Genomic DNA, 11,351 nt, shown 5'->3' with positions numbered 1-11,351 from the left:
AATACTCGCCGTACACGGTGAGCTACTAGAATGTGACGCGTGAGTGAGGTGGTGAAGCGGGCGTACAAGTACCGCTTCTATCCCACCCCCGAGCAGGCCGATCAGCTCAACCGCACCTTCGGCTGCGTGCGCAAGGTCTACAACCTCGCCTTGGAGGCGCGCACCCGCGCGTGGGCCGTCGACCGGCGGCGCAGCACCTACGTGCAGTCCTCGGCGTGGCTGACCGAGTGGAAGCGCACCGAGGAACTGGCCTACCTCACCGAGGTCAGCTCTGTGCCCTTGCAGCAAGCCCTGCGGCACCTGCAAGCCGGATTTGCTGCGTTCTGGGACAAGCGCTCGCGCTATCCGCGATTCAAGTCCAAGCGCAAGTCCCGGGCGTCGGCGGAATACACCCGCTCGGCGTTTCGCTGGCGCGACGGGCAACTCAGCCTGGCCAAGATGCACGCCCCGCTGATCGTCGTGTGGTCGCGGCCCCTGCCCGATGGTGTCGAGCCGTCCACCGTCACTGTGTCCCGTGACCCGGCCGGTCGGTGGTTCGTGTCCCTGCTGGTCGAGGATTCCACCGTGACTCCCCTCCCGCCGCTTGACGCGGCGGTCGGGGTTGACGCGGGTATCACCAGTCTGCTCACCCTCTCCAGCGGGGAGAAGATCACCAACCCGCGCCACGAGCGCGCCGACCGGCGCAAGTTGGCCAAGGCGCAGCGGAACCTGTACCGCAAGGGCAAGGACACCAAGAACCGGGCCAAAGCCCGCCTTTCGGTGGCCCGTATCCATGCCCGCATCGCCGACCGGCGGCGGGATCACCTGCACAAGCTGTCGACTCGACTCGTCCGCGAGAACCAAACGGTCGTGATCGAGGACCTCAGTGTGCGTAACATGCTGCGCAACCACAGTCTCGCCCGCGCCATCTCCGACGCGGCCTGGTCGAGCCTGCGCAGCATGATCGAGTACAAGGCCGCCTGGTACGGGCGGAGGGTGATCGTCGTCGACCGCTGGCATCCGAGCACGAAGACCTGCTCGGCGTGCGGTCGGATCAATACCGCGATGACCCTCGGCGTCCGCGTCTGGACGTGCCCCGGCTGCGACGCTGTGCACGACCGGGACGTCAACGCAGCCCGCAACATCCTCGCCGCCGGGCTGGCGGAGAGGTAAAACGCCTGTGGAGGGACGATCAGACCCGATCCGCGCAAGCGGTGAAGGCGCGGCCTGGTGAAGCAGGAAACCCCTCAGGCGATTGAGGGAATCCCCGCCCGTCCGGGCGTTGGAGGATGTCAAGCCTCGCCCGCCAGCAGCCGTTGGTAGTCCGCCCGGGTGTCCACGTCGATCGGCACCGGCCCGTCGACAGGCACCTCGGTCACCGGGTGCCGGCCGGAGTGCAGCAGCTTCCAGACGGCCTTGTCGCCGTGCAGGTCGTACAGCTCGGAAAGGATCGCCCGGTCGAAGCGGAACGGGTGGCCCAGCCCGTTCGCGTACCGGCAGACGGCCAGCGGGGTGGCCGCCGCGGCGACCCGGCGGACGTCCGCCGCGCGGACGCCGGGCTGGTCGCCGAGGAGCAGCACGAGCGCGTCGGCGCGTGGGTCCACCGCCCGCGCGGCCGTGCTGACCGACGACCCGCATCCGGTGCTGAACGCCAGGTTCTCCACGACCTGGCACCCGGTCAGGTCGACCCGGTCGCGGATGCCGCTCGCCGCGCCGCCCACTGTGACGAGCAGTTGGTCGAAGCCGCACGAGCGGGCCAGGTCGAGGGTGGCGTCGAGCAGCGTCCGCCCCCGGTACGGCAGCAGTTGCTTCGCCTCGCCGAGCCGCGCCGACGCACCCGCGGCGAGCACCAGGCCGGTCAGGAACACCGGCTACGCCGCCGTGTAACTCGCGAGGCAGCCGGCGCAGCAGAACCAGAAGTCCTGCCCGTCGACCCGCGCGTGTGGCGTCTCCGACCCGACCAGCACGGTCATCCCGCAGACGGGGTCGACGGCCTGCTGCGGCCGGGTGGCCCGCGCGCCGGAGGGCGGGGCCAATCCGTCCACCCGGACCGCCCGGACCACCTCACCCATGATCGACAGGGCGATCTCCGCCGGTGTACGAGCGCCGATGTCCAGACCGGCCGGGGAGTGGACGCGGGCGCGCTCCGCGTCGGTCAACCCCAGCTCGTCGAGCAGGGCCGCGCCACGTCTGCCGCTGGCGACGAGCGCGATGAAACCGACGCCGGCGTCCAGCGCGGCGCGGATCGCCTCCTGCTCGCCCTTGCCCAGGCCGGCCACGACGACCGCGGTGCAGCCGGTGCAGTCGTCGGCCGTGACGACGTCGAAGTCGAGGAACGCGGCGAGGTTGGCGACCGCCGCGCTGATCGGCGTGCTGCCGACCACGCGCAGTGTCGGCGCCGGCAGCATCGGTCGGAGGAAGACCTCGATCGCCCCGCCGGAGTGGCACGGGTTGATCACCACCCGCGCCCCCGGCGTGTCCGGGAACGGGGCCGCTCCCTCCGGTAGCACCCGCAGCAGCAGGGCGGTCCCGTCGCGCAGGGTGTCGAGTGCGGCCGCCCGTACCGAACTCTCGGCGCACACCCCGCCCACGAAGCCCTCGATCGAGCCGTCCGACCGGATCACCGCCGCGTCGCCCGGCCGGGCCGACGTCGGATCCTGGGCGCGGACCACTGTGGCGTGGACGAACGGCTCCCGGGTGTCGGTCAGCTCCCGGGCGCGCTCCGCGATGGTCGTCATCTCGGCTCCCTCAGATCGGCGGCCGTGCCTGACCGCGCATCGCGTCCCACACCCGCGACGGCGTCAGCGGCATGTCGGCATGGCGGACGCCGAAGGGCTTCAGGGCGTCCACCACCGCGTTGACGATCGCTGGTGGCGATCCCACCGTCGCGGACTCGCCTACGCCCTTCGCGCCGATCGGGTGGTGCGGCGACGGCGTCACGGTGAACCCGGTCTCCCAGTCCGGCACCTCCAGCGATGTCGGGATCAGGTAGTCCATCAGGGACGCGCCGAGGCAGTTGCCGTCCTCGTCGAACGCGATCATCTCCATCAGGGCCATGCCGACCCCGTCGGTCAGCCCGCCGTGCACCTGCCCCTCGATGATCATCGGGTTGATCCGGGTGCCGCAGTCGTCGACCGCGATGAAACGTCGGACCGTCACCTGAGCGGTGCCCGGGTCGATGTCCACCACGCAGATGTACGCGCCGTGCGGGTATGTCAGGTTCGACGGGTTGTAGCAGATCTGCGCCTCCAACCCACCCTCGATGCCCTCGGGCAGGTCACCCGCGCCATGCGCGCGCAGGGCGATGTCCTGGATGGTGACGGACCGGCCCGGGTCGCCCGCGACGTGGAACGCCCCCTTCTCCCACTCCAGGTCGGCCACCGACACCTCCAGCATTCCGGAGGCGATGATCCGGGCCTTGTCGCGGACCTTGCGGGCCACCAGGGCAGCCGCCGCACCCGACACGGGCGTGGAACGGCTGCCGTACGTGCCGAGGCCGAACGGGGTGTTGTCAGTGTCGCCGTGCAGCACCTCGATGTCCGCCGGCGGGATTCCGATCTCCTCCGCGACGATCTGCGCGAACGTCGTCTCGTGCCCCTGCCCCTGCGACTGCACGCTGAGGCGTACCACCGCCTTTCCGGTCGGGTGGACGCGCAGCTCGCAGCCGTCGGCCATGCCCAGCCCGAGAATGTCCATGTTCTTGCGCGGCCCGGCGCCGACGGCCTCGGTGAAGAACGCGATGCCGATGCCCATCAGCTCGCCGCGGGCCCGCTTCTCGGCCTGCTCGCGGCGCAACTCGTCGTAGCCGGCCATCTCCATCGCCAGCCGCATCGTCGGCTCGTAGTTGCCCGAGTCGTACACCCAGCCGGTCTTCGTGGTGTACGGGAACTGCTCCGGCTGGATGAAGTTCTTCAGCCGCAGCTCAGCCGGGTCCATGCCGAGTTCGTCGGCGAGGCAGTCGACGATCCGCTCGACCAGGTAGACCGCCTCGGTGATCCGGAACGAGCACGCGTACGCGACGCCGCCGGGCGCCTTGTTGGTGTAGACCGCCGTCATCTTGCAGTACGCGGCCTCGATGTCGTAGCTGCCGGTGAACACCCCGAAGAAACCGGCCGGGTACTTCACCGGGGCGGCGGTGCCGTTGAACGCGCCATGGTCGGCCAGCACGTTGGTGCGGATGCCGAGGATCCGGCCGTCGCGGGTCGCCGCGATCTCCCCGCGCATGATGTAGTCGCGGGCGAAGCCGGTGCTGATCAGGTTCTCCGAGCGGTCCTCCATCCACTTCACCGGCTTGCCGGTGACGATCGACGCGACGATCGCGCAGACATACCCGGGGTAGATCGGCACCTTGTTGCCGAACCCGCCGCCGATGTCCGGCGAGATCACCTGGATCTTGTGCTCGGGCAGGCCCGCCACGATCGCGTAGAGGGTGCGGTGCGCGTGCGGCGCCTGGGTGGTCGACCAGAGCCGCAGCTTGCCCTCGACCGCGTCGTAGTCGGCGACCGCCCCGCACGTCTCCATCGGCGCCGGGTGCACCCGGGGGTAGACGAGATCCTGGCTGACCACGACGTCGGCGCGGGCGAAGACCGCCTCGGTGGCCGCCTCGTCGCCGGTTTCCCAGTCGAAGCAGTGGTTGTTCGTCTTGCCGTCCAGGTCGTCGCGGATCAGCGGGGCGTCCGGCGCCAACGCGCGACGCGCGTCGATCACCGGGTCGAGCACGTCGTACTCGACGTCGATCAGCTCCAACGCGTCGCGCGCCGCGTACCGGTCCTCGGCGACGACGAACGCGACCTCCTGGCCCTGGAAACGCACCTTGTCGGTGGCGAGGACGGCCTGCACGTCGTTGGAGAGGGTCGGCATCCAGGCCAGGTTCTGCTGCGCGAGCGCCGCCCCGGTCACCACCGCCTTCACCCCGGGCGACGCCTCGGCGGCGCTGGTGTCGATGCTGACGATTCGGGCGTGTGCCACCGGCGAGCGGAGGATCGCGAGGTGCAGCATGCCGGGAAGCTGGACGTCGTCGACGTACCGGCCGCGACCCCGCAGGAACCGGGGGTCCTCCTTGCGCAGCATCCGGCCGTACCCGACGGGTTTCTGGTCGTTGTCGTGGAACGTGTCCACGCGCTCGTGCACGGTGGTCATGCGACGGCCCCCGCGGGCTGGCCGGCGTCGGCGATCTCGCCGGCCTCGGACGATTCGGTGGTCTCGGCGACCTGGGCCGCGGCCTGCGCCTCGGCCACGGCGGCCCAGCGGACCGAGCGGACGATGGTGGCGTAACCCGTGCACCGGCAGATCTGACCCGAGATCGCCTCCCGGATCTCCGTCTCACTCGGGTCAGGGTTGCGGTCGAGCAACGCCCGCGCGGTCATCATCATCCCCGGCGTGCAGAAACCGCACTGCAGACCGTGGCACTGCATGAAGCCCTGTTGGATCGGGTCCAACTCGGCGCCCTTGGCGAGACCCTCGACGGTACGCACCTGGTGGCCGCCGGCCATCGCCGCGAGCACGGTGCACGACTTCACCGGCTCGCCGTCCAACCAGACCACACAGGTGCCGCAGTTGCTGGTGTCGCAACCCCAGTGCGTGCCGGTCAGACCGAGCACGTCCCGCAGGAAGTGCACCAGCAGCAACCGGCCCTCGATCTCCCGGGTGACCTCGACGTCGTTGACGGTCATGGTGACCTGCATGCTCAGCTCCTCGCCCGTTCGACGGCCCGGCGCAGGGTCCGCCTGGTCAGCTCGGCGGCCAGATGCCGCTTGTAGTCCGCGCTGCCGCGCTGGTCGGTCACCGGATCGCAGCTGCGCGCCGCGATCGCCCCGGCCTGCTCGTAGAGGTCCTCCGAGGGGTCCTGCCCGCGCAGCGCCGCAGAGATCTCCGGGATGCCCGTGGTGTTGGGGCCGACCGCCGCGAGCCCGACCCGGGCGTCGACGATCGCGCCGCCGTCGAGCCACACCGCCGCGCCGGCCGACACCACGGCCCAGTCGCCGGCCCGGCGCTCGACCTTGGCGTACGCGCTGCCGCAGCCGGGCCGTACCGGTAGCCGGATCTCGACCAGGATCTCGTCGTCCGCGACGGCCGTCTCGTACGGCCCGACGTGGAACTCCTCCATCGACACGACCCGCTCGGCGCCGCCCGGACCACGGATCACGCACCGCGCGTCCAGCGTCGTGCACACCGCCGACAGATCCTCGGACGGGTCGGCCTGGCAGAGCGAGCCGCCCAGCGTGCCCCGGTTGCGCACCACCGGATCGGCGATCACCCGTTCGGCGTCGGCGAAGATGGGGAACGCCGCCGCCAGCACGGGCGATTCGAGCAACTCCCGATGGCGGGTCAGCGCACCGACGCGGACCTCGTCCGGGCCCGTCTCGACGTAGCCCAGCTCGGCGTGCAGGTCGTTGATGTCGATCAGATAGTCGAAGTTGGCCAGCCGGAGCTTCATCATCGGCAGCAGGCTGTGCCCGCCGGCGATCAGGCGGGCCGTCCCGCCGCGCCGCTCCAGCAGGCTGATCGCATGGTCCACACTGGTGGCTCGCTCGTACTCGAACGGTGCCGGCACCTGCATGTCGCACCTCCGCAGTCCGGCAAAATCTCTGCCCGACGGTGACCAAAGTCAACGGCGACCTAAGCAACTGCTTAGGTCGCCGTTGACGGTGCCGCCGGGGCTCGCGGATCGTGCGGCCATGCGGGACATCGTCGACGGGCTGGCGACCTGGCGGGCGGCTGGCGTCGCCTTCGCCGTCGCGACCGTCGTGCGTACCTGGCAGTCCGCGCCCCGGCAACCCGGTGCGGCGATGGCCGTCTCGGCGTACGGCGAGGTGCTGGGCAGCATCTCCGGCGGTTGCGTCGAGGGCACCGTCTACGAGCTGTGCCGGACGGCGCTGGAGACCGCAACGGCGCACACCCAGAGCTTCGGCGTCAGCGACGACGACGCGTTCGGCGTCGGCTTGACCTGCGGCGGCACGATCCAGGTCCTGGTGCAGCCCGGTGTCGCGATGACCGAGACCGACGAGGTGCTCGCCGCCATCCAGGACGGCCGGGCGGTCGCCACCGCATCGGTCGAGAACGCCCAACTGGTGATCTGGCCCGACCGGGTCGCGGGCAGCCTCGGCGCACCCGAACTGGACGACGCGGCGACCCGGCAGGCGCGGGGCATGCTCGCCCTCGGTGCCACCGGCACGATCCACCTGGGCCGGCGGGGGGAACAGCGCGGCGACGACGTTGCCGTGTTCGTCCAGTCGTACGTGCCGCCACCCCGAATGATCATCTTTGGTGCGATCGACTTCGCCGCCGCGATGGCCCGGATCGGCAGGTTCCTCGGCTACCACGTCACGGTCTGCGACGCCCGCCCGGTGTTCGCCACCCGCGCGCGCTTCCCGGACGCGGACGACCTCGTGGTGCAGTGGCCGCACGCGTATCTGGAGTCGACGACCGTCGACGACCGCACAGTGCTCTGCGTGCTGACCCACGACCCCAAGTTCGACGTGCCGCTGCTCCAGGTCGCCCTCGACACGCCCGCCCGTTACATCGGCGCGATGGGCAGCCGGCGTGCCCACGACGACCGGATGCGCCGGCTGCGCGAGGCGGGCGTGAGCGAGGCCGCGCTGGCCCGGCTCTGCTCGCCGATCGGGCTGGACCTGGGCGCGCGGACGCCCGAGGAGACGGCCGTGGCGATCGCCGCCGAGATCACCGCCCAGACCTGGGGCGGCTCGGGCCGCCCGCTCAGCGACCTGGCCACCCCGATCCACCACACCTGACGTCAGATCATGCGCAGGACCAGTGCGCTCCGCCACGTCGATCGGTGGCAGCCCAGCAGGGCACCGCTCGGCGTGTCGAACAGCTCAGCTGCCAACGATCATGTCGAGCGCCGTCCGCGCCCACCGGCGGACCGGATCGAGTTCTGGGGCATCTCGATGCCGTAGTCCATGACGGTCTGCGGGCGCAGTGTGCGGGTGGAGAGGTGGAGGTGCCGCTCGGCGTCGGTCGGAACGAAACGGCCGGGGAGGCAGGACTGTTGGTGATCTCGCTGCGACCGGACCGGCACCTCATCTACCGTCAGAGTGTTCATATTTGGCGGTATTGGTCGGGAAGGTGCGGCGATGGGGGTGCGCAGCTGGTTCGAGGGTTGGCCGGTGTACCGCCAGTTGACCGGCACGGACCCGTTGGGCCGGGGTGCGGCGGCGATGTCCGACGGGTCTCGTGCGCTCACCTCCCGTACCGACACGGCCGACAGTGTGGCCCGGTCGGTTTGCCCGTACTGCGCGGTGGGTTGTGGTCAGCGGGTGTTCGTGAAGGATGGGCGGGTCAGTCAGATCGAGGGTGATCCGGACAGCCCGATCTCGCGGGGTCGGCTCTGCCCGAAGGGCTCGGCGAGCAAGAGCCTGGTGACCAGTCCGCTGCGGCAGACCACGGTTCGCTACCGCCGGCCGTACGGCACCGAGTGGGAGGACCTCGACCTCGACACGGCGATGAACATGATCGCCGATCGGGTCCTGGCCGCCCGGGACGAAACCTGGGAGGACGTCGACGACGAGGGTCGGCCGCTCAACCGGACGCTGGGTATCTCCAGTCTGGGTGGGGCGACGTTGGACAACGAGGAGAACTACCTCATCAAGAAGTTGTTCACCGCGATGGGGGCGCTCCAGATCGAGAACCAGGCCCGTATTTGACACTCCTCCACCGTCCCCGGTCTGGGGACCAGCTTCGGTCGTGGCGGCGCCACCCAGTACCAGCAGGACCTGTCGAACTCCGACGTCATCGTCATCCAGGGTTCGAACATGGCCGAGGCACACCCGGTGGGCTTCCAGTGGGTGATGGAGGCCAAGCGCCGGGGCGCGAAGGTCTTCCACGTCGACCCGCGCTTCACCCGTACCAGCGCGCTGGCTGACTCGTACCTGCCCATCCGGGCGGGCACCGACATCGCGCTGCTCGGCGGGGTGGTGCGCTACATCCTCGACAACGAGCTGGACTTCCGGGAGTACGTCGTCGCCTACACCAACGCCGCGACGATCGTGACCGAGGAGTACGCCGACACCGAGGACCTGCACGGCCTCTTCTCCGGCTTCAACGAGGACAACGCCACCTACGACCAGGCCAGTTGGCGCTACGAGGGCCATCCGCAGGATCAGACGACCCGCGACAGCGAGACGCAGCGGGACACGGCGGCCGGGCTGGAGCACGAGTCACACGGCGCGCCGGTCGGCGGCGAGACCGAACGTGACGAGACGTTGCAGCATCCGCGCTGCGTCTATCAGATCCTCAAGCGGCACTTCTCCCGCTACACCCCGGAGATGGTGGAGCGGGTCTGCGGCGTCCCGCAGGAGAAGTTCCTCGAACTGGCCCAGGCGTGGACGGAGAACTCCGGCCGGGACCGCACCGGCATGCTCGTCTACTCGGTGGGCTGGACCCAGCACAGCGTGGGCGTGCAGTACATCCGCACCGGCGCGATCATCCAGCTCCTGCTGGGCAACGTGGGCCGCCCGGGTGGTGGGGTGATGGCCCTGCGCGGCCACGCCAGCATCCAGGGGTCCACCGACATCCCGACGCTGTTCAACCTGCTGCCCGGCTATCTGCCGATGCCCCACCACGCGGAGCACCCGACCCTGGACAAGTGGGTGGACAGCATTGCGCACCCCGGGCAGAAGGGCTTCTGGGGCAACGCCCGCACCTACGGCGTCAACCTGCTCAAGGCGTACTGGGGTGACGCCGCCACCGCCGACAACGACTACTGCTACGGCTACCTGCCCCGGATGACCGGTGACCACGGCACGTACCAGCAGGTGCTCGACATGATCGACGGGAAGATCAAGGGGTACTTCCTGCTCGGGCAGAACCCGGCGGTCGGTTCGGCGCACGGCCGGGCGCAGCGGCTCGGCATGGCCAACCTCGACTGGCTCGTGGTCCGGGACCTGTTCGAGATCGAGAGCGCCACGTTCTGGCAGAACGCGCCGGAGATCGAGACCGGCGAGATCGTGCCGGAGGAGTGCCGCACCGAGGTGTTCTTCCTGCCCGCCGCCTCGCATGTGGAGAAGGAGGGCACGTTCACCCAGACGCAGCGCCTGTTGCAGTGGCGGGAGAAGGCCGTCGAGCCGCCCGGCGACGCCCGCTCCGAGCTGTGGTTCTTCTACCACCTCGGGCGCATCATCCGGGAACGGCTGGCCGACTCGCCGCTGCCGCGCGACCGGGCGCTGCTCGACCTCGCCTGGGACTACCCCACGCACGGTCCGGACGCGGAGCCGAGCGCCGAGGCGGTGCTGCGGGAAATCAACGGGTACGACGTGGTCACCGGCCGGCCGCTGGCGTCGTTCACCGAGATGAAGGACGACGGCTCCACCGTCGCCGGTTGCTGGATCTACACCGGGGTGTACGCCGACGGCGTCAACCAGGCGGCCCGCCGCAAACCCGGCTCGGAGCAGTCCCTGGTGGCGCCCGAGTGGGGATGGGCCTGGCCGGCGAACCGGCGCATTCTCTACAACCGGGCCTCCGCCGACCCGGACGGCAACCCGTGGAGTGAGCGCAAACGCTACGTCTGGTGGGACGCGGACAAGGCCGAGTGGACCGGCTACGACGTGCCGGACTTCGAGAAGACCAAGCCACCGTCGTACCGGCCGGAGCGCGACGCGTCGGGTGTGGCGGGCATCGCCGGCGACGACCCGTTCATCATGCAGGGCGACGGCAAAGGCTGGCTGTACGTGCCCACCGGCGTGCTCGACGGCCCGATGCCCACCCACTACGAGCCGATCGAGTCGCCGGTGCGCAATCCGCTCTATCGGCAGCAGGCCAACCCGACCCGCAAGGTCTACACCCATCCGATCAACACGCTCAACCCGAGCCCGCCGGAGGAGCACAGCGAGGTCTTCCCGTACGTCTTCACGGTCAGCCGGCTCACCGAGCACCACACCGCTGGCGGGATGAGCCGGACGGTGTCGCACCTCGCGGAGCTGCAACCGGAGATGTTCGTCGAGGTGTCGCCGGAGTTGGCGGCCCTGCGAGGCTTGAGTCACCTGGGCTGGGCCCACCTGGTCACCAGCCGCGCGGCCGTCGAGGCGAAGGTGCTGGTGACCGACCGCGTGACACCGCTGCGCGTGGATGGCCGGGTCATCCACCAGGTCTGGCTGCCGTACCACTTCGGCTACCAGGGCCTGGTGACCGGCGACTCGGCGAACGACCTGTTCGGCATCACCCTCGACCCCAACGTCCTGATTCAGGAGAGCAAGGTCGGCACGTGCGACGTCCGGCCCGGACGACGCCCCAGAGGACAGGATCTGTTGGACCTCGTCGTCGACTACGGGCGGCGGTCGGGGAATCTCGCCCACCACTACCCACCGCTGGTCACGACCGACATCGCCGACAGCAGCAGCGACCAGGAGGCCTGACCG

General features: G+C 70.1%; 9 protein-coding genes. 3 read left to right on the top strand and 6 right to left on the bottom strand.

The genetic code is table 11. The features are described from left to right. The first annotated feature begins 39 nt into the window (after positions 1-39). The gene (locus tag ABZU52_RS06265) at positions 40-1,152 is read left to right on the top strand and encodes an RNA-guided endonuclease TnpB family protein (RefSeq protein WP_354970009.1); all 1,113 of its coding nucleotides are present in this window, start codon (positions 40-42) and stop codon (positions 1,150-1,152) included. A gap of 119 nt (positions 1,153-1,271) precedes the next feature. On the opposite strand, the gene ABZU52_RS06260 is transcribed toward ABZU52_RS06265, so the two are convergent. The 5 genes from ABZU52_RS06260 to ABZU52_RS06240 are packed head-to-tail and all read right to left on the bottom strand — an operon-like array spanning position 1,272 to position 6,538. Continuing rightward, positions 1,272-1,847, bottom strand: coding sequence for a nucleotidyltransferase family protein (locus ABZU52_RS06260; protein ID WP_354970008.1), 576 nt, complete (start codon positions 1,845-1,847; stop codon positions 1,272-1,274). A gap of 3 nt (positions 1,848-1,850) precedes the next feature. Beyond that, positions 1,851-2,717, bottom strand: coding sequence for an XdhC family protein (locus ABZU52_RS06255; protein WP_354970007.1), 867 nt, complete (start codon positions 2,715-2,717; stop codon positions 1,851-1,853). Between the two features lie 10 nt (positions 2,718-2,727). Then, positions 2,728-5,118, bottom strand: a complete 2,391-nt coding sequence (locus ABZU52_RS06250; RefSeq protein ID WP_354970006.1) for an aerobic carbon-monoxide dehydrogenase large subunit — start codon at positions 5,116-5,118, stop codon at positions 2,728-2,730. Beyond that, the gene (locus tag ABZU52_RS06245; protein WP_354970005.1) at positions 5,115-5,663 is read right to left on the bottom strand and encodes a (2Fe-2S)-binding protein; all 549 of its coding nucleotides are present in this window, start codon (positions 5,661-5,663) and stop codon (positions 5,115-5,117) included. The genes ABZU52_RS06250 and ABZU52_RS06245 overlap by 4 nt, the downstream gene beginning before the upstream one ends. Before the next feature lie 2 nt (positions 5,664-5,665). Beyond that, on the bottom strand, positions 5,666-6,538 hold the full coding sequence (locus ABZU52_RS06240; protein ID WP_354970004.1) for a xanthine dehydrogenase family protein subunit M: 873 nt from the start codon (positions 6,536-6,538) through the stop codon (positions 5,666-5,668). Positions 6,539-6,656: 118 nt separating this feature from the next. On the opposite strand from ABZU52_RS06240, the gene ABZU52_RS06235 reads away from it, so the two are divergent. Further along, on the top strand, positions 6,657-7,730 hold the full coding sequence (locus ABZU52_RS06235; protein ID WP_354970003.1) for an XdhC/CoxI family protein: 1,074 nt from the start codon (positions 6,657-6,659) through the stop codon (positions 7,728-7,730). 98 nt (positions 7,731-7,828) lie between these two features. On the opposite strand, the gene ABZU52_RS06230 is transcribed toward ABZU52_RS06235, so the two are convergent. Then, the gene (locus tag ABZU52_RS06230) at positions 7,829-8,041 is read right to left on the bottom strand and encodes a hypothetical protein (RefSeq protein WP_354970002.1); all 213 of its coding nucleotides are present in this window, start codon (positions 8,039-8,041) and stop codon (positions 7,829-7,831) included. A gap of 31 nt (positions 8,042-8,072) precedes the next feature. On the opposite strand from ABZU52_RS06230, the gene fdh reads away from it, so the two are divergent. Further along, positions 8,073-11,348, top strand: coding sequence for a formate dehydrogenase (gene fdh, locus ABZU52_RS06225; protein WP_354970001.1), 3,276 nt, complete (start codon positions 8,073-8,075; stop codon positions 11,346-11,348). The last annotated feature ends 3 nt before the right edge of the window (positions 11,349-11,351 follow it).

This window comes from Micromonospora sp. NPDC005220, assembly GCF_040607895.1.
Classification (GTDB): Bacteria; Actinomycetota; Actinomycetes; order Mycobacteriales; family Micromonosporaceae; genus Micromonospora.
This window is presented reverse-complemented; position numbering and strand designations above follow the sequence as displayed.

What these genes read in the sequence shown, in the direction of transcription:
- ABZU52_RS06255 (WP_354970007.1), bottom strand. Translation starts at nt 2,717, where the DNA reads ATGACGACCATCGCGGAGCGCGCCCGGGAGCTGACCGACACCCGGGAG.
- ABZU52_RS06240 (WP_354970004.1), bottom strand. Translation starts at nt 6,538, where the DNA reads ATGCAGGTGCCGGCACCGTTCGAGTACGAGCGAGCCACCAGTGTGGAC.
- ABZU52_RS06245 (WP_354970005.1), bottom strand. Translation starts at nt 5,663, where the DNA reads ATGCAGGTCACCATGACCGTCAACGACGTCGAGGTCACCCGGGAGATC.
- ABZU52_RS06235 (WP_354970003.1), top strand. Translation starts at nt 6,657, where the DNA reads ATGCGGGACATCGTCGACGGGCTGGCGACCTGGCGGGCGGCTGGCGTC.
- ABZU52_RS06230 (WP_354970002.1), bottom strand. Translation starts at nt 8,041, where the DNA reads ATGAACACTCTGACGGTAGATGAGGTGCCGGTCCGGTCGCAGCGAGAT.
- ABZU52_RS06250 (WP_354970006.1), bottom strand. Translation starts at nt 5,118, where the DNA reads ATGACCACCGTGCACGAGCGCGTGGACACGTTCCACGACAACGACCAG.